At 38.9% G+C, this 17242-nt stretch carries 19 protein-coding genes; 9 read left to right on the top strand and 10 right to left on the bottom strand.

Going from position 1 to position 17242, the window contains the following annotated elements:
- Nucleotides 1-38: 38 nt before the first annotated feature.
- Nucleotides 39-836 carry an alpha/beta hydrolase family protein gene (locus ACNQFZ_RS15110; RefSeq protein ID WP_458412155.1) on the bottom strand — a complete coding sequence of 266 codons (798 nt, stop codon included), beginning with the start codon at nt 834-836 and terminating at the stop codon, nt 39-41.
- Nucleotides 837-1000: 164 nt separating this feature from the next.
- Here ACNQFZ_RS15110 and ACNQFZ_RS15105 point away from each other — a divergent pair, with 164 nt between their 5' ends.
- The 3 genes from ACNQFZ_RS15105 to ACNQFZ_RS15095 are packed head-to-tail and all read left to right on the top strand — an operon-like array spanning nt 1001 to nt 3587.
- A complete protein-coding gene (locus ACNQFZ_RS15105; RefSeq protein ID WP_458412154.1) occupies nt 1001-1999 on the top strand; it encodes an ABC transporter substrate-binding protein in 999 nt (332 codons plus the stop codon).
- A gap of 18 nt (nt 2000-2017) precedes the next feature.
- Entirely contained in the window at nt 2018-2794 is a 777-nt protein-coding gene (locus ACNQFZ_RS15100; protein WP_458412153.1) for an ABC transporter ATP-binding protein, read from the top strand.
- Nucleotides 2775-3587, top strand: coding sequence for an ABC transporter permease (locus ACNQFZ_RS15095; RefSeq protein WP_458412152.1), 813 nt, complete (start codon nt 2775-2777; stop codon nt 3585-3587). The genes ACNQFZ_RS15100 and ACNQFZ_RS15095 overlap by 20 nt, the downstream gene beginning before the upstream one ends.
- Before the next feature lie 45 nt (nt 3588-3632).
- Here ACNQFZ_RS15095 and ACNQFZ_RS15090 read toward each other — a convergent pair whose 3' ends face one another.
- The 4 genes from ACNQFZ_RS15090 to ACNQFZ_RS15075 all read right to left on the bottom strand — a co-directional run bounded on the left by ACNQFZ_RS15090 (nt 3633) and on the right by ACNQFZ_RS15075 (nt 5675).
- Nucleotides 3633-4094 (bottom strand): hypothetical protein, encoded by a 462-nt coding sequence (locus ACNQFZ_RS15090; protein WP_458412151.1) that lies wholly within the window; start codon nt 4092-4094, stop codon nt 3633-3635.
- A gap of 168 nt (nt 4095-4262) precedes the next feature.
- Nucleotides 4263-4733 carry an RNA deprotection pyrophosphohydrolase gene (ytkD, locus tag ACNQFZ_RS15085; RefSeq protein ID WP_458412150.1) on the bottom strand — a complete coding sequence of 157 codons (471 nt, stop codon included), beginning with the start codon at nt 4731-4733 and terminating at the stop codon, nt 4263-4265.
- Nucleotides 4734-4816: 83 nt separating this feature from the next.
- The gene (locus ACNQFZ_RS15080) at nt 4817-5170 is read right to left on the bottom strand and encodes a hydrolase (RefSeq protein WP_458412149.1); all 354 of its coding nucleotides are present in this window, start codon (nt 5168-5170) and stop codon (nt 4817-4819) included.
- Between the two features lie 103 nt (nt 5171-5273).
- The gene (locus ACNQFZ_RS15075) at nt 5274-5675 is read right to left on the bottom strand and encodes a phage holin family protein (RefSeq protein ID WP_458412148.1); all 402 of its coding nucleotides are present in this window, start codon (nt 5673-5675) and stop codon (nt 5274-5276) included.
- A 163-nt stretch (nt 5676-5838) separates the two neighbouring features.
- On the opposite strand from ACNQFZ_RS15075, the gene ACNQFZ_RS15070 reads away from it, so the two are divergent.
- Nucleotides 5839-6099, top strand: coding sequence for a DUF6154 family protein (locus tag ACNQFZ_RS15070; RefSeq protein WP_458412147.1), 261 nt, complete (start codon nt 5839-5841; stop codon nt 6097-6099).
- A 259-nt stretch (nt 6100-6358) separates the two neighbouring features.
- On the opposite strand, the gene ACNQFZ_RS15065 is transcribed toward ACNQFZ_RS15070, so the two are convergent.
- Both ACNQFZ_RS15065 and ACNQFZ_RS15060 read right to left on the bottom strand, forming a co-directional pair.
- Complete coding sequence (locus ACNQFZ_RS15065) at nt 6359-7417, bottom strand: tartrate dehydrogenase (protein WP_458412146.1); 1059 nt, start codon at nt 7415-7417, stop codon at nt 6359-6361.
- Nucleotides 7414-8475 carry a DctP family TRAP transporter solute-binding subunit gene (locus ACNQFZ_RS15060; RefSeq protein WP_458415403.1) on the bottom strand — a complete coding sequence of 354 codons (1062 nt, stop codon included), beginning with the start codon at nt 8473-8475 and terminating at the stop codon, nt 7414-7416. Before ACNQFZ_RS15060 ends, ACNQFZ_RS15065 begins: the two co-directional genes overlap by 4 nt.
- Nucleotides 8476-8629: 154 nt before the next feature.
- Between ACNQFZ_RS15060 and ACNQFZ_RS15055 the strand changes: the two genes are divergently transcribed.
- From ACNQFZ_RS15055 to ACNQFZ_RS15035, 5 genes are all read left to right on the top strand, one after another.
- Nucleotides 8630-10252, top strand: coding sequence for an ATP-binding protein (locus ACNQFZ_RS15055; RefSeq protein ID WP_458412145.1), 1623 nt, complete (start codon nt 8630-8632; stop codon nt 10250-10252).
- Nucleotides 10233-10922 carry a response regulator gene (locus ACNQFZ_RS15050; protein ID WP_458412144.1) on the top strand — a complete coding sequence of 230 codons (690 nt, stop codon included), beginning with the start codon at nt 10233-10235 and terminating at the stop codon, nt 10920-10922. Before ACNQFZ_RS15055 ends, ACNQFZ_RS15050 begins: the two co-directional genes overlap by 20 nt.
- Nucleotides 10923-11189: 267 nt before the next feature.
- Nucleotides 11190-12230 carry a TRAP transporter substrate-binding protein gene (locus ACNQFZ_RS15045; protein ID WP_458412143.1) on the top strand — a complete coding sequence of 347 codons (1041 nt, stop codon included), beginning with the start codon at nt 11190-11192 and terminating at the stop codon, nt 12228-12230.
- Between the two features lie 129 nt (nt 12231-12359).
- Complete coding sequence (locus tag ACNQFZ_RS15040) at nt 12360-12872, top strand: TRAP transporter small permease (RefSeq protein WP_458412142.1); 513 nt, start codon at nt 12360-12362, stop codon at nt 12870-12872.
- A gap of 1 nt (nt 12873) precedes the next feature.
- The gene (locus ACNQFZ_RS15035; RefSeq protein WP_458412141.1) at nt 12874-14289 is read left to right on the top strand and encodes a TRAP transporter large permease; all 1416 of its coding nucleotides are present in this window, start codon (nt 12874-12876) and stop codon (nt 14287-14289) included.
- 99 nt (nt 14290-14388) lie between these two features.
- On the opposite strand, the gene ACNQFZ_RS15030 is transcribed toward ACNQFZ_RS15035, so the two are convergent.
- From ACNQFZ_RS15030 to menB, 3 genes are read right to left on the bottom strand one after another with little or no spacing between them, the layout of a single operon-like run.
- Complete coding sequence (locus ACNQFZ_RS15030) at nt 14389-15840, bottom strand: o-succinylbenzoate--CoA ligase (RefSeq protein WP_458415402.1); 1452 nt, start codon at nt 15838-15840, stop codon at nt 14389-14391.
- Nucleotides 15792-16382 carry a hypothetical protein gene (locus tag ACNQFZ_RS15025; RefSeq protein ID WP_458412140.1) on the bottom strand — a complete coding sequence of 197 codons (591 nt, stop codon included), beginning with the start codon at nt 16380-16382 and terminating at the stop codon, nt 15792-15794. Before ACNQFZ_RS15025 ends, ACNQFZ_RS15030 begins: the two co-directional genes overlap by 49 nt.
- Before the next feature lie 33 nt (nt 16383-16415).
- Nucleotides 16416-17240 (bottom strand): 1,4-dihydroxy-2-naphthoyl-CoA synthase, encoded by an 825-nt coding sequence (gene menB / locus ACNQFZ_RS15020; RefSeq protein WP_458412139.1) that lies wholly within the window; start codon nt 17238-17240, stop codon nt 16416-16418.
- Nucleotides 17241-17242: the final 2 nt, after the last annotated feature.

The following is a 17242-nucleotide window of genomic DNA, read 5'->3' as shown; positions in this document are numbered from 1 at the left end:
AGGCCTCCCATGATTTGGGGAGGCCTTGTTTTTTGTATTTAACAGTTTTTCATCCATTTCGTTAAATCTTGTACCACTTTCCGATTCACTTGCGGTGGAAAATAATGCGTGTACTCTTCAAATATCCATTTTGTATATCGTTTGTTATGCTCTTTTAGCTTATTTTCCAACAAATAGGCATGGTTAACGGATACATTTTTATCCTTTGCACCATGGATGATTAGCACAGGCGCCTTCATTTTACTAATTTGCTCTAAAGGAGTGCGCCATTTGTACTGTTCAGGAACTTTAGTAGGAGTGCCACCGATAACCCGCTTCATCATCCTACGTAAATCTACTCTTTCCTCATAGGTTAAAACCATATCAGAAACACCGCCCCATGTTACGACAGATTTCACAGTCGGCTCTTCTATTGCTGTAATTAGTGCCATAGCACCCCCGCGGGAAAAGCCAAATACATGAATGTTTTCGTAATCTACTAAAGGGTGCTCTACTAAAACATGAAAGCCTGCTAGTGCGTCTTTCCGATCTTCCCCCGCAAAATCTTCATAACCTTCCCCTCCGCAATTCCCTCTGTAAAACGGGGCCATGACAACGAATCCTTCTGAAGCAAACTGAATAATCCGGCCCATTCGCACCATTCCGGCTCCCTTAATACCACCGCGTAAATATAAAAATCCTGGGAACTTCCCATTATGTGTATTGGCCTCCCACTTTGGAACGGCCAAAAATCCCTTTACTCTATAACCGTCACTTACATATGTAACAAGAAAAACATCAATCCGCGGATTTGGTGATGGATATCTTTGCATATTAATGATCTTGGCAATGCCCATCCTTACAACTCCCTTCTTCGGGACAGGGGGACAGGTACATTGTCCCGTTTTTTTAGGGACAATGTACCTGTCCCCCTGTCCCACTCACTCCTTATATAGGCATACACACATTTTATCATTCCATCATACTCTATAGTAGATTCCATACAAGGAGGTTTCTATCTATGAGGGTTCAGTTACATCGATTTATTGTATTGACTGTTACTTTACTTGTCCTTTTTGCGTTAAGTGCATGTTCACAAGATACACCACAAAAGGTAAGGCTTGCTGAGGTAACTCATTCTATATTTTATGCTCCGGAATACGTTGCCCTGGAAAAAGGATTTTTTGCCGAGGAAGGCCTAGATGTTGAGCTGACGACGACTTGGGGCGGTGATAAGACGATGACAGCATTGTTGACAGGTGGCGCTGATATCGCCCTTGTAGGCTCTGAAACATCCATTTACGTTGAAGCACAAGGCGCAGTTGACCCTGTTATTAATTTTGCTCAGCTCACACAGACAGATGGAACATTCCTCGTTGCCCGTGGAAAAATAGACAATTTTAGTTGGGAGCAATTAAGAGGAAGCACATTCCTAGGTCAACGCAAAGGCGGCATGCCACAAATGGTGGGAGAGTTTGTTTTAAAGAAACACGGCATTGATCCCCATAAAGATACAAACTTAATTCAAAATATTGATTTCGCTAATATCCCTAATGCTTTTGCCTCCGGCACGGGCGACTATGTCCAATTATTCGAACCAACGGCCAGTATTTTTGAAAAAGAAGGAAAAGGCCATATTGTTGCTTCTTTCGGCACAGAATCAGGCCATGTCCCATATACTACTTTTATGGCAAGAAACAGCTATATGAAAGAAAACGCTGAAACCATTGAAAAATTTACAAAAGCAGTGTACAAAGCACAAGTTTGGGTACAAGAACATAGCGCAAAGGAAATTGCTGAAGTCATTGCCCCTCATTTTCAAGACACTGACCCCGCTATCATTGAAACCGTAGTTGACCGCTATAAGAGCCAAGGCTCGTTCGCAACGGATCCAATTTTAGATGAGGAAGAATGGAACAACCTTCAGAATATTATGGATGAAGCAGGAGACCTTCCGAAGCGGGTCGATTATCAAACTCTGGTCAACACGGATATTGCAAAAAAAGTGATGAATGATTAGGAGGGAGGTCTAGTCCCAATGAGCTTCTTAGAAATTGAAAATATACATCACACGTATTTTTCACCTAAAACAGCAACAACTGCCTTAGAGAATATTTCACTTTCAATTGAGGAGGGGGAATTTATCTCCTTTCTCGGCCCAAGTGGCTGCGGCAAAACAACATTACTTTCCATTATCGCAGGTTTACTTAAACCAACCGAGGGAACAATCAAGATAGATGGAATCAATGTTAATGAACGGAAGACGATGATTGGCTACATGCTTCAGCAGGATTATCTCTTTCCTTGGAAAACAATTGAAGAAAATATTACGCTTGGTTTAAAAATAATGAACATCGATTCAGCCAGGAATCATCAAAAAACCCTTGCTTTGCTTAAAGAAATGAATCTTGAAAACGTTGAAAAAAAATATCCGAGCGAGTTGTCCGGTGGGATGCGGCAACGTGTCGCCCTTGTTCGAACATTATCAACGAATCCGAAAATTCTCCTATTAGATGAACCTTTTTCAGCATTAGATTATCAGACCAAGCTTAAACTGGAAGACTTAGTGTTTCAAATTTTAAAAGAATATAATAAGACAGCTCTATTAGTCACCCATGATATTGGGGAAGCCATCGCCATGAGCGACCGTATCTTTTTATTAAAAGCAAATCCAGGTGAAATTGCCCAATCCTTTGTCGTTCCAGAGGAACTCAAGGAACTCACACCTTTTCAAGCTAGACAGCATTCCACATTTTCAGAACTATTTCAAAACATTTGGGAGGAGCTGAACAATCTTGAAACCAGAGAAACATAATACAGAACATCTTCATAAAGCTTATTTACAAAAGTTGAAAAAGGAAAAGCGGTGGACCCAATTTTGGCAATTTCTTATTTTCATCACTTTTTTTGGAGTCTGGGAAATCGCAAGTCGGAATCGATGGATTGACCCGCTGATTTTCAGTTCGCCAACAAAAGTCTGGCATTTATTTTTACAAAAAGTAAGTGACGGTTCCTTAATTATTAACCTTCAGGTGACCCTGTTTGAGACGATTTTAGGATTTATTTTAGGAACATTACTTGGCACTGTTTTAGCCGCGATTCTTTGGTGGTCCGAAAGGTTATCGGACATTCTTGACCCCTACCTCGTAATATTAAATGCGATGCCAAAGGTGGCGTTAGGACCAATCTTAATTGTAGCTCTTGGACCGGGATATACATCCATTATTGCCATGGGTACCATCATATCGGTGATTATTACCACCATCGTCGTCTACACGTCTTTTAAAGAGGTCGATTATAATTATATAAAGGTCATGCAAACATTTGGTGCCACGAGAATACAGATATTCCAGCACACTGTGCTACCAGCATCCTTTCCAACAATTATTTCAACTTTAAAGGTCAATGTAGGCTTATCATGGGTCGGCATTATTGTAGGAGAATTTCTCGTATCTGCTAAGGGGCTTGGCTATTTAATCATCTACGGCTTCCAGGTCTTTAATTTTACATTAGTACTGATGAGTTTACTCTTAATAGCGGTATTTGCCACAATTATGTACAAAGTTGTGGAATGGCTTGAAAATAAACTTGTAAAAAATGGGGTATAACTTTGTGGTGTAGTATCTCTGTAATGGGGTCAGGCTCCTTTGCCTTCACTTCTCCACTACGGCGCCAGACCCCAATCTTATTAAAAAGTAACGTAATAGGGATCCTGTAATGATTCCCGGTATAACAAAAAGCATCGGTAGCCAAACCGGCCCCCATAGCACCCCAAATAAGCATAATTTTGATGAATACATCAAACCCACCGTAACCCAATAAGCGGAGAAAACAAACGGGAGATAACGATATGGTTTTTGACCACCTCCAGCATCTTTGTATGCATCCCACATCGCAAAGAAATATAGACATGGATAAAACATTAACCACGCATAATTCGTTTGTTGGATGGCCGCTTCGATTTCTCCTTGAAAACTCAATAATATGATTTCGTTAAAATTGGCTTGAATATTAATTAAGAATTCAAGCAATATAAATATAATGCCCTTTATATATTGGCCATTAAGTAATTGCCCAAATCCAGGTAAAGCAATACTCCAAAGTAGTTTCTCCATACATTACTCTGCTGCCCCTTTTTGTAAACTATATTGCCACATTAAATAGATCATCACTCCTTGGATTGGAACTCTAAATCAGTATTCTCAACTCATCATCAAATTATGTAATGGGAATGAAAATACTGTAATTTTTTTCCATATAAATTAAAAAGCCCCCATTCCAAACTAGAATGAGAGCTTTTCGATTTGTTTTATGCTTTCCTGCAATACTTTATCCTTCATAATAAAGCTAAATTTTTCATTGGACATAATGTTGTCAGGTAGTTCGTCCAAAAGAATGGGACCGTCCGTTTCATAAAATGTATCTTGGTAATGCAGCTCTTCAATTTGCGCGAAATAAATATTTTTCATGATTACTTCTGACTTCGCTTTTACTTCGTATTGTCCAATATAGTATAAAGAGCTGATTGTACCTCCGGTTTCTTCCAGCACTTCCCGATGTGCAGCAGCCTCCGGGCTTTCTCCTTGCTCCACTTTGCCGCCGGGAAATTCCATTCCTCGTTCCTTGTGGATGGTTAACAGCCATTGATTCCGATACTTACAAATCACCCAGACATGCTTTGGTGTTTTTGAAAAGGGGCATTCATCAAAAGAAAGCTGGACGGTATTCCCATAATAATCATTAAATTTCAGCATATAAAAAAACTCCATTAATTTATTCCGACATTCACATTTTTCACTTACCCTTATCATACCATGGACATTTAAAAAAGCCACTCCTACATAGTGGAGTGACCATCATTGCCAAAATAATTTTCATCATCACGATTCAATATCCCCATGGTTTCTATATGTTGCTTCGTTTCTGGTTTACCAAGCTCATAGAGCATTTGGTATACGTTGGTTAGATTTTGATCAATCTGGTCATTTGGCCGATCATAATGGTATTGCACATAAGGAACATGGGCCCTGAAAAATCCCATCCAATCAGCTGAATACATCTCATCAAAAATCTCGCGCAATGTGCGGATTTCATTCTCTGTTGCCTCAATTTCCAGTTCAAAAGGTGAAGCTGTTTTTATTTTGGAAATTTCTCTCGACCCTACTGAAATATAGTACGTGCTTTTTTCCATTGTTATCGCCCCTTACTGTATGCCGTTTTAAAAAATATATGATTCATTTATAGCATTTAATTTTACTTTTTCCTTATTTATCGTTTAAATATTCATAAGAGGATTACTTTGATGATTTGTTACGAAGCATGCTTACAGCGTTGCGTAAAAATCCTGGAATTGGAATTCCAATTCGTCCGGCATTTTCAATGGTGGAAAGAATCTCATTTGCCATGTAAAAAAAGACTGTAGCATCCCTTATAAGATGGCTATTGCCAACCAACTCATCAATAAAATGAGCAATAGCAATCAGGGCAAATATCATAATTTTTTTGGCAATACCTTTAAATCCAATACGGCTTGAAAGGTTTCCCTCTATACCAGCGGCTAAAAGTCCTGTAACATAGTCTATAACGACCAATACTGTAAAAATTAATAATAATGAATCAAAGCTTCCAAAAAGATAGGACACGATTGAGGCACCAATGGCAATAAAAAGTTTAATATAACTTCCTAAATATTCCATGAAACTCACCTCCTTGTCCCTATATTTTATTAATTCTTTCAAGTTCGGTTTGTATAAAAGCCTATAGATTTCTGGAATATAAATAAACTAGCGAAAATATGCATCATTCTAAGAGGAAAACGGAAAAATAAAAATATCAGAAGCAGTATAGGAGTGAAATAACGTGAAACTTATTGATGATCTTTATAAGATGTACAGCCACATCTTGACCGGTGACGAAGAAGATGCGGATATCATTGTTTTTTCAGTATTGGAAGCGTTAAAACGTGAAGATCTTTTAGAGTTAATAGAGGAAATGGACGAACAAGAACTTTATAGCATGGTAGGAATGTATATGCTTGAAAAATTCAAAAGTAAAATGGCTCGAGAAGGAGTCGGCCAAAGTCAGATGTTAGGGGTAGATGAGTTAAAACACCTGCACTAATACATATGGAATGTCTTTCGGGCATCCAATAATGCATAATTTTAGATTTATAATTGAATATTTACCACAAATATTTCAAATCTATTTCATTTACTGTTTATTTATTGTATACTTTGGTTATATTATTTTTGTAATCAGTATCTGATTAATAAAATATTTTCTCCCTATGTTTGCGCATGTGTATACATGCGCCTTTTTTATTTAATCATAAAAATAAAAAGCCAAGCATCATAATTCAAGATGCATTGGCTTTTTTACCCTACATGTTTTTCAACTGATTGATGATTTCACTAACAACATCGTCCATTTTGTTTGTGCCACCAATATCAGGTGTTTTGATTCCTTTTTCCAACGTTAATTCAATCGCTTGTAAAAGGATGCCGCCTAATTCACCGTAACCAAGGTGATCTAACATCATCGATGCAGTCCATAGCTGTCCTACCGGGTTGGCAATCCCCTTACCAACGATATCCGGCGCAGAACCATGAACGGGCTCAAACATTGACGGATACTTTCCATTCACATTGATATTGGCTGCTGGCGCGATGCCAATGCTGCCCATAATCGCTGCACCAATATCTGTTAAGATATCACCAAATAAATTGCTTGCTACAATAACATCAAATTCATGAGGACGAGTGACGAAAAAGGCTGAAAGGGCATCAATATGCCTAGATTCTGTTTCAATTCCCGGATTTTGTGATGCGATTTCGCGAAATACTTCATCCCAAAATGGCATACTATGGACAATTCCATTTGATTTAGTCGCGCTCGTTACTTTCCCGCGTCTCTTCTTTGCTAATTCAAAAGCATAACGTATTGCTCGTTCTGTTGCCTTCCGTGTAAATACAGCATTTTGGATGACCACTTCGTCTTCACCTTGATGAATTCGTCCCCCAGCTTCACTATATTCACCTTCAGAATTCTCACGCACTACAAGTAAATCAAAATCCTTGGGGCTTGCTAAAGGAGATTTGACCCCCTTCATACTACGGGCAGGGCGCACATTAATGACCTGTTCAAATTCACGGCGGATTTTAATTAATAAGCCCCAAAGCGAAATATGGTCTGGCACAAGGTTTGGGTCTCCGACTGCTCCTAAAAAGACCGCATCGGACTCTTTCAAGCGATCCATACCATCCTCGGGCATCATTACGCCATGCTCTAAATAATAATCACAGTTCCATGGGTACTCTTTATATTCAAAGTTTAAGCCCCCATGTATTTCTGATAATACATCTAAAACCTGCAATGAAGCAGGAACAACTTCCTTTCCAATTCCATCTCCTGGTATAACTGCTAATTTAATAGTACTCACTGATGTTCCCCCTTGTTCGATAGTTTCTGGATTTCCTTGATCCACTTTTCCCCATACCTATCACCATATTCTTTATATAAAGGCCGGAAAAAGTCAATCCAATTTTCACGTTCTTCCTCCGTTAATTCGTAAATTTGAATATCGGACGTAGCTTTTATAATTTTTAACTGCTTTTGATTAATTTCCTGCGACTGGGCCAACAACCAATCGGTTGTTTCATCCATAGCCTCTTCTATTTGTTGTTGAATTTCTTTAGGAAGAGAATCCCAAAACTCCTGATTCATTAAAACAGCATAGCCTAAATAACCGTGGTTACTGATTGTTAAATGCTGCTGCACCTTATAAAATCGCTTCGAATAAATATTCGAGATTGTATTCTCCTCACCATCCAAATAGTGGCTTTCTAAATTTTTATAAACTTGATTAAATGGCATTGCGTTTGTGTTAACACCCAATTCACGAAATTGATCTTCAATAGCCTGGCTCGGCATAATCCTAAATCTTTGTCCCAAGAAATCCTGCGGCGTCCTTAACGGACCACGATTACTTGTCATTTGCTTAAATCCATTGCTCCAAAAGGTCATCCCCTTAATATTATGCTGTTTTAATTCACCTAACAGTTCTTGGCCTATTTCACCATTTAATACAGCCTCAACATGTTGTTCGTCCTTAAAAATATAGGGTAAATCTAGGATAAGCCATTCAGGCAGAAGCTCCGTCAAGTTTGAATAAGCCGGGGCAATCATCTGTACATCACCGCGAATAAGGGCGTTCACCTCATGGCCTTCCGCATATAAAACCCCATTTGGAAAAACCTCAACCTTTACTTTTCCATTCGTCTTTTCAGCTACTAATTTGGCAAACTTTTCAGCAGCTTGTCCTTTCGGTGTATTTTCAGCAACAACATGGCTGAAATTAATGACAATTTGTTTATTTAAATCCTTTTGCTCATAATCATAGGCGATTGATTTAGAATCATTATTTTTTCCAAATCCTATGAAAAAGAAAAACATAAAACACACCATCATAACAATGGATGTACTAATAAACGTCTTCATAACATGCACCATATTAATTATATTTTTAGATAATTTTATCATACCAGTTCCATCGTGGTACAATTATATTAGAAAATTTGCAATTTGCCTAAAATGGTGAATTTTCATCACAACTCATTTCCACTTATACTAAATATTTGAGGTAGAATTTTCTATGTATCAAAAAATACCAATACGATGGAAAATAATGGGCCTTATCCTCGTCATCATGGGGCTTTCAATCTTCATGATTGGGGTTGGTCTTATTGGAAATTTCATTAATGTCAAAGAAGAAGAATTAAAAGAACGCGCACTCATCACAGCACGAACCGTCGCAGAAGTTCCAGGTATTAAATCGAATGTGAACAGCGACCGCAAGGCCCGAAATACGATTAATCCACTCGTAGAGCGGGTACGGATTATTAATGGTGCCACTTACATCGTCGTGCTTGATATGAATAGAGTAAGGCTATCGCATCCTGTCCAATCATTAATTGGCAAGGTTTCTGAAGGTGCTGATGAAGGGCCGGCATTCGCTGAACATACCTATACGACAAAAGCCAAAGGAGAATCGGGTACAGCTGTCCGGGCCTTTGTACCGATCATGGATAACGACCATGAACAAATCGGCGTTGTGTTGGTCGGCTACCTACTTCCGACCGTTTGGGAAATTATTTTGAGTTTAAGATTCGATATTCTTACAACCATTATTGTTTCCATTATTTTCGGAGGATGGGGCTCATGGATTTTGGCAAACCATATCAAACGGCAAATCTTCCAACTTGAGCCCCATGAAATTGCCGCTTTGCTTGTCGAACGCACCGAGACGTTTAATGCAATGCATGAAGGGATTGTCGCGATCAACAATAATGAGGTGATTACAGTTTTTAATGAAAAAGCAAAACAATTATTAGGTATTTCTGGTGACGTTATTGGTGAAAAAATATCTGATGTCGTTCCTGACACCTATTTGCCGGAAATTTTATCTATTAATCAACCAGTCTATAATAAAGAGCTAAATGTTCGGAATCAAATGCTTCTAAGCAACCGTATTCCCATTAAAGTGAACAATGAAACCGTTGGAGCAGTTGCCGTATTCCAAGACCAAACAGAGGTCAAAAAATTAGCGGAAGAGCTAACAGGTGTAAAAGCCTTTGTCAATGCACTAAGAGTCCAAAACCATGAACATATGAATAAGCTTCATACGATTGCCGGCTTAATTCAAATGAATCATAAAGAGAAAGCGCTTGATTATGTATTCCAAGTAACAGAAGAGCAACAAGAGCTGACACAATTCTTAGGAAAAAAAATACATGATGAAAGCTTATCAGGTTTATTGTTAAGTAAGGTTAGCAGAGGAAAAGAGCTCGGTATTCAGGTTATCATTGATCGCAATAGCCACTTAGGATGGTTCCCAAACCCATTGGACCATCATGACTTTGTTATTATCATCGGAAACTTAATCGAAAATTCGTTTGAAGCCTTTGATGATGTAAAGCAAGAGGATAAACAAATTTTCATTAGCTTTGAACAAGATGCCCATGTTACGTCCATTCTAGTGGAGGATAATGGTACTGGCATGGATGAAGGCATAAAAGAAAAAATATTCATTCAAGGCTTTTCAACAAAAGGAGCTGCTGGTCACGGAATCGGACTGTATCTCGTAAACGAAATTGTCAAAAACGCAAATGGGGAAATCAGTGTAGAATCAGAAAAAGGACAGGGCACAACTATAATGATTTCTTTTTACGAAAATCGTAAAATTGGAGGTAACGGAGATGGCCCCACATACAATTAAAGTGCTGCTAATAGAAGATGATCCCATGGTCCAAGAAGTTAACCGCCAGTTTATTGAAAGAATAGAAGGATTTAAGATCTTCGGTATTGCCGGAAATGGATATGAAGGACTGCAAATGATAAAAAAATTAAAACCTGACCTCGTATTTATCGATATTTTCATGCCTGCACAGGACGGGCTTGAGACTATTCATCAAATACGAAAAGAAGGGATTCCCATAGATATAATAGCGGTAACGGCTGCCACCGACATGGAGACCATTCGCAATGTCCTGCAAAATGGTGCGTTTGATTACATTATGAAGCCTTTTAAATTCGAACGCATTAAAAAGTCGTTGGAAAACTATCGCTCATTCCGAACACAGATGCAAAGCAAGACAAACCTTACACAAAAAGATTTGGACCAAATTCGTTTTGAAAAAGATGACTATGAATCAACCAATCTCAATCTTCCTAAAGGTTTAAATGAAGTTACCTTTAAAAAGATTATGAAATACCTAAATGAACAAAATAATCCGCTTTCTGCTGAAGAGGTTGCCGAGCAGGTCGGTTTGGCAAGGGTGACAGCAAGACGTTATTTGGATTATCTTGCGAAAAGTGGTTTTATTATGATTGATGTACAATATGGTGGTGTCGGAAGACCGATAAACCGTTATATAACACGTGGTTAAGGACAGGGGGACAGGTTTTGTGTCCCTCTTTTATTGTATTACATGTAGAAAATTCGGGATTAGGCGTGACACGAACCCTGTTCACCTTTCCCACTTTTATCAGGTATGTTAGCGTTTACAGACCAAAAAGACCAAAAGGGACAATATGACCAAATTATTAACAAAAGTTTACATCATCTGTACTATAATAGTTAAATTCACAATACATGGAATAGCCTGAATGTTCCATAGTCATTATGAATAAAAACACTATTAGGGGGTTTCTAGATGAAAAAGTGGCTTATGACGATGTTCGCAGCAGTCCTTATGATTGGTTTACTCGCAGGCTGTGGTGCAAGATCTCAAAAAAGCGGCGGTTCAACCGAAGGCGGAGAAGCAAAGGGCAGTGATGAAAAAATTGTTATTAAATTCTCACACGTAGTTGCTGAAAACACTCCAAAAGGTCAAGCAGCAGAAATGTTTAAAGAATTAGCAGAAAAATATACAAATGGCAAGGTTGAAGTTCAAGTATTCCCGAACTCACAGCTTTATACAGATGAAGACGTATTGGCAGCTGTTCAGCAAAATAACGTACAATTAGCTGCTCCATCAACTTCAGTTGTTACTAAATTATATCCACAATGGACTCTATTCGACTTACCATTCATTTTTAAAGATGAAGCAAACGTTCAAGCAGCAATGGAAAGCCCAGAAATTGGTGGCAAACTATTTTCAATGTTAAAAGACCAAAACCTACTTGGCTTAGCAATGTGGGATAACGGTTTCAAACAAATACACTCAAATAAAGCTATTAAAACAACAGCAGATTTTAAAGGTCAAAAATTACGTGTAATGACTAGTAAAGTACTTGAGGCTCAATTTAAAGCAGTTGGCGCTAATCCTACTCCAATGGCATTCGGTGAAGTATACAGCGCACTAGAGCAAGGTGTTATCGATGGCGGTGAAAACACAATATCCAACATCTACTCTCAAAAAATGCATGAAGTTCAAAAATATATCACGATGAGTAATCATGGCTACCTTGGTTATGCTGTTATTACAAACGCTGAGTTTTGGAATGGCCTACCAGATGACGTGCGTCAAGGCTTAGAAAAAGCGTTGAACGAATCAACTAGTTGGATTCGTGAAAATAGTAAGCGTGTAAACGACGAGCAATTAGATCTTATTAAACAATCAGGTAAAACTGAAATTATTACTTTAACTGATGAAGAAAGGCAAGCATGGGTTGACGCAATGACTACGATCTACCCACAATTTGAAAACGAAATCGGTAAAGACTTAATTGATTCAGCTAAATCACTTTGGTAAAACAATCTACCTTAAATCTTATGTACACATTTAGATAGCTAGATAATAAGGGGCGTTATGCCCCCTTAATTTTAAAAACACACTCAGACAAATTTTAACACTAGTTCGATTACAAGGGATGTGAAAAAATTGAATTTTTTAGATAAAGTATTATCAAGAATTGAGGAAGTGCTTTGCGGGCTTGCTTTAACGCTTGCGACATCCTTTGCTTTTATTGAAGTTATCTTGCGTAGAGGCTTTGGCTCCAGTTTAGGATTCACACAAGAAGCGGTTAATTATTTATTGATTTTTGCAGGATTGATTGGCGCTTCAATCGGTATACGTGAAAAAGTACATCTTGGTGTAGATTTATTGATAAAACAATTTTCTCCTAATTTACAAAAAGGGATGATCCTTTTTGTGTATTGCTTAAATATTTTGTTCTGCATTGTTGTCGCTGTTCTTGGTTACCAGCATGTTGCGGTTTTAACCCAATTTGGTCAAGTATCCCCTGAGATGGAAATCCCTATGTATATTCCAAAAGGTATTGTTGCAATCGCTTTTACATTAATGACAATCCGTTATCTACAGGAATTGGTGAAAGCAATCAAAACACCTACGGATCAGCTTTTAGCAGAGCAACAGGAAGGCGGTGTGCATTAATATGAATGCAGTTCCTAATCAAACAATAGAGCCAAACATGCCAAAGTCGGGAACAACCCTTAAAAAATTATCTTCGCTATTTTTTATATTATTAGCATTAGCATGCTCTATCTATTCTTTCATGATTGGTAGCGCAGCATTGGCGGTATTCTCTTTATTATTCTTATTTTTATTTCTCGGCCTACCAATTGCCATTTCATTAGGTTTTGCGTCCTTTGCCGTTATTTACTTTTTTACGACCGACCCACTTCCGGATTTGGCAGGTAAAATATTTTCAGGAATTAACAACTTCCCATTAATGGCGATTCCTTTTTTTATACTTGCTGGTAATATTTTCACAACCGGTGGGGTTGCAAAACGCCTTATTGATTTAGCAAACGCCTTTATTGGTCACTTACCTGGCGGATTATCAATCGCATCTATTATGGCCTGTGCTTTATTTGCAGCCATTTCTGGTTCATCACCTGCAACTGTAGTAGCCATTGGTAGTATTATGATTCCGGCAATGACGAAATTCGGTTATCCTAAGAAATATGGCGTCGGCTCTATAGCTACAGCCGGATCATTAGGAATTCTTATCCCACCAAGTGTACCGATGATTGTTTACTGCGTAACCGTAGAACAATCTGTAGGAAGAATGTTCTTGGCTGGTATCATACCTGGAATTTTGTTGGCGTTTCTTCTTGCTTTCGTAAGTTTTTATGTTGCCAAGAAAAATAATTATCCACTTAGTCCAAAAGCTACAGCTTCCGAAAAAATGAAGGCTATCCGTCATTCCATATGGAGCTTGGCATTGCCAATCATCGTTATTGGCGGTATTTATTCAGGTCTTTTTACGCCAACTGAATCAGCAGCTGTTGCTTGTTTCATCGGCTTATTTGTAGGCCTCTTTATCCATAAAGATTTAAAACTAAAAGATTTACCTGGTGTTTTAATCGAATCAACAAAAACAACTGCGATGTTATTCTTTATCATATCAATGGCTATGGTTTTTGCCCACATTCTTACATTGGAGCGAATCCCTCATGAGCTTGTCGGCACGATTAAAGAGATGAATATGGGACCAATTGCCTTCTTATTACTTGTTAACCTAATCCTATTTATTGCCGGACAGTTTATGGAGCCAACTGCCATGATTACAATTTTGGCACCAATTTTATTCCCTGTTGCGATGGCATTAGGTATTGATCCCATCCACTTAGGTATCATTATGATTGTAAACATGGAAATCGGGATGATTACACCTCCGGTAGGCCTGAACTTATTTGTTGCAAGTGGTATTTCAAGAATGTCGCTTATCGATGTTACAAAAGCAACCGGGCCATGGTTACTCGCTACGTTGATTGCCCTTGCAATTGTTACATTCATTCCACAAGTTAGCTTATGGTTGCCTAACTTCTTATACAGCTTGCAGTAAGCGGGACAGAGGGACAGGTTTTGTGTCCCTCTTTTTTATTTTGACAAGGGACACATAGCAAGACGGAGGGACACAAAACCTGTCCCTCCGTCCCTTGGTTTAAATTAATTTCCTTAATTCCCTCCGCAGTAATTTGTTGGAAGCATTCCGCGGTAAGGATTCAACAAAATATATCTCTACAGGCACTTTGTATTTCGCTAAGCGCTCTTTACATAATGCCATTAATTCTTCTTTTGTGACCTGCATAGTTTCCCATACCTTTACAAAAGCAACTGGTACCTGCCCCCATTTCTCATCGTCTTTTCCAACAACTCCAGCCTCTTCAACACTTGGATGGGATAAAATAACGGATTCTATCTCTGCCGGATAAATATTTTCACCACCGGAGATAATTAAATCACTACGCCGGTCTAACATATACAAAAACCCGTCATCGTCTACATAACCGATATCCCCGGTATAAAGCCAACCATCTACAATGCTCGTTTTTGTTGCATCTTCTCGCTTCCAATAACCATTCGTTACATTTGGGCCTTTTACGACAATCTCTCCAGCTTCACTTGGCGGCTGTACATGACCATCTTTTTCAATCCTTAACTGTGCCGGAAACAATGGTTTTCCCGCTGAGCCCAGCTTAGATAGCATGTATTCAGCACTAAGCGTAACAATTTGCGAGGCAGTTTCCGTCATACCATACGTTTGAAAAACAGGAATTTTCTTTTCTTTACATGTTTCTAATAATGGCCTTGGAGCAGATGCCCCACCTAATAATACACATCTTAATGATGGAGGATAGGTCTGATCACCAAGGTCTGCAAGCATTCTCACCAGCATTTGGCTGACAACGGAAATGATAGTAACATTGTAATTTTTAATGGCTGCATTCACTTTGGCCGGATTGAATTTTTCTATTAAATAAACCGGAATCCCATAAAACACACTTCGCATTAAGATTGAAAGGCCGCTAACATGGAACAACGGTGTTGCACATAGCCAACAATCATCCATATGTAAGCCGAGATTTAATGATGAACCAACCGCACTCCACCAATGATTTCCATAAGATAGCATAACACCCTTTGGATGCCCGGTCGTACCTGATGTATAAATAATCGTATGAACTCGATCGAGATTCCACTCTGAACGAATCGAAGCCTTGCTTTCCTCGACATTCCTAAAATCGGACAATGAAAGTTTATGTATAGTAGATTGTACCTCTTCTGCTTTTTCTGCAAAGTCATGATCAAATAGCAGGAGCTTACTTTCCGAATCCCCTAGCTGCCAATTTATTTCATGGGCTGTCAGCTTTGTATTTAATAATACGGCAACGGCACCGATATATTCTAAACCATGCAACAGATATAAAAATTCTTTGAGGTTTCCCATTAATATGGCCACATGGTCTCCTTCATGAATTCCTAATGAAGATAATTTATTTGCGGAACGTTGGGCAAGCACATGCAGCTGTTGAAACGTCCAACTCTCATCTTCTGTAATAAGCGCTACTCGATCAGGCGAAAGATTGGCCCTTTTAGCCAACCAATTTGGCATAACATCGTCTGGCAAAATCTCCTCACTCCTTCCAATGGTAAATTATCTATTAGCAAACTCCTCACTTCGCCACTTTCGTGATGATAAAACGAGTTTATCACCAGCAAACTCCTCGCTTCCCCTTTTCGTGATGATAAAACGAGTTTATCATCAGCAAACTCCTCGCTTCGCCTTTTTCGTGATGATAAAACGAGTTTATCACCAGCAAACCCCTCGCTTCCCCTTTTTCGTGATGATAAAACGAGTTTATCATCAGCAAACTCCTCGCTTCGCCACTTTCGTGATGATAAAACGAGTTTATCACCAGCAAACTCCTCGCTTCGCCTTTTTCGTGGTGATAAAACGGATTTATCACCAGCAAACTCCTCGCTTCGCCTTTTTCGTGGTGATAAAACGGATTTATCACCAGCAAACTCCTCGCTTCCCCTTTTTCGTGATGATAAAACGAGTTTATCACCAGCAAACTCTGCACTTTGCCTTTTTCGTGATGATAAACACCGTTTTCCAACAAGATATATTGAAAAAAACAGCTTAGCATGCAATTGCTAAACTGTTTTTCGACTGCATCATAATTTTTATGGGAAACGCGGGAACTGACCAAAGTCCGGTGTGCGTTTTTCTTTAAATGCATCGCGACCTTCTTTTGCTTCATCAGTTGTATAGTAAAGCAATGTTGCATCTCCAGCGAATTGTTGGATTCCTGCTAAACCATCTGTATCAGCATTAAAGGCTGCTTTTAAGAAGCGCAATGCTGTCGGTGACTTTTCAAGCATTTCATTACACCATTGGATTGTTTCTTCTTCTAATTTTTCCAATGGTACCACTGTGTTGACTAGACCCATATCAAGTGCTTCTTTAGCATTGTATTGGCGGCATAGATACCAGATTTCACGGGCCTTCTTATGTCCAACGATACGTGCTAAGTAACCTGAGCCATAACCAGCATCAAAGCTGCCCACTTTTGGGCCTGTTTGTCCAAAAACAGCATTTTCAGCAGCAATTGTTAAATCGCAAACGATGTGCAATACATGTCCACCACCGATTGCATATCCTGCTACCATTGCCACAACAGGCTTTGGAATCACGCGGATTAAACGCTGTAAGTCAAGAACATTCAAACGAGGAATATTGTCTTTGCCTACATAGCCGCCATGGCCGCGTACCTTTTGGTCGCCGCCTGAACAAAATGCTTTATCGCCGGCACCTGTTAAAATAATAACACCAACACTAGAATCATCACGGGCATCAGCAAACGCGTCAATCATTTCCGCAACTGTTAATGGTGTAAAAGCATTATGTACATGCGGACGATTAATCGTAATTTTGGCAATGCCGTTGTATGTTTCATAAAGAATTTCTTCATACTTGCCTGGATATTTGGAAACCCATTCTACTGCCATTC

The organism is Schinkia acidoalkalinis (genome assembly GCF_054301215.1).
The sequence above is the reverse complement of the archived record's forward strand: the minus strand, read 5'-3'. Positions and strand labels throughout refer to the sequence as shown.

What these genes read in the sequence shown, in the direction of transcription:
- ACNQFZ_RS15060 (WP_458415403.1), bottom strand. Translation starts at nt 8,475, where the DNA reads ATGAAGACGTTTATTAGTACATCCATTGTTATGATGGTGTGTTTTATG.
- ACNQFZ_RS15080 (WP_458412149.1), bottom strand. Translation starts at nt 5,170, where the DNA reads ATGGAAAAAAGCACGTACTATATTTCAGTAGGGTCGAGAGAAATTTCC.
- ACNQFZ_RS15055 (WP_458412145.1), top strand. Translation starts at nt 8,630, where the DNA reads ATGTATCAAAAAATACCAATACGATGGAAAATAATGGGCCTTATCCTC.
- ACNQFZ_RS15030 (WP_458415402.1), bottom strand. Translation starts at nt 15,840, where the DNA reads ATGCCAAATTGGTTGGCTAAAAGGGCCAATCTTTCGCCTGATCGAGTA.
- ACNQFZ_RS15045 (WP_458412143.1), top strand. Translation starts at nt 11,190, where the DNA reads ATGAAAAAGTGGCTTATGACGATGTTCGCAGCAGTCCTTATGATTGGT.
- ACNQFZ_RS15075 (WP_458412148.1), bottom strand. Translation starts at nt 5,675, where the DNA reads ATGGAATATTTAGGAAGTTATATTAAACTTTTTATTGCCATTGGTGCC.
- ACNQFZ_RS15100 (WP_458412153.1), top strand. Translation starts at nt 2,018, where the DNA reads ATGAGCTTCTTAGAAATTGAAAATATACATCACACGTATTTTTCACCT.
- ACNQFZ_RS15050 (WP_458412144.1), top strand. Translation starts at nt 10,233, where the DNA reads ATGGCCCCACATACAATTAAAGTGCTGCTAATAGAAGATGATCCCATG.
- ACNQFZ_RS15035 (WP_458412141.1), top strand. Translation starts at nt 12,874, where the DNA reads ATGAATGCAGTTCCTAATCAAACAATAGAGCCAAACATGCCAAAGTCG.
- menB (WP_458412139.1), bottom strand. Translation starts at nt 17,240, where the DNA reads ATGGCAGTAGAATGGGTTTCCAAATATCCAGGCAAGTATGAAGAAATT.
- ytkD (WP_458412150.1), bottom strand. Translation starts at nt 4,733, where the DNA reads ATGCTGAAATTTAATGATTATTATGGGAATACCGTCCAGCTTTCTTTT.
- ACNQFZ_RS15090 (WP_458412151.1), bottom strand. Translation starts at nt 4,094, where the DNA reads ATGGAGAAACTACTTTGGAGTATTGCTTTACCTGGATTTGGGCAATTA.
- ACNQFZ_RS15110 (WP_458412155.1), bottom strand. Translation starts at nt 836, where the DNA reads ATGGGCATTGCCAAGATCATTAATATGCAAAGATATCCATCACCAAAT.
- ACNQFZ_RS15105 (WP_458412154.1), top strand. Translation starts at nt 1,001, where the DNA reads ATGAGGGTTCAGTTACATCGATTTATTGTATTGACTGTTACTTTACTT.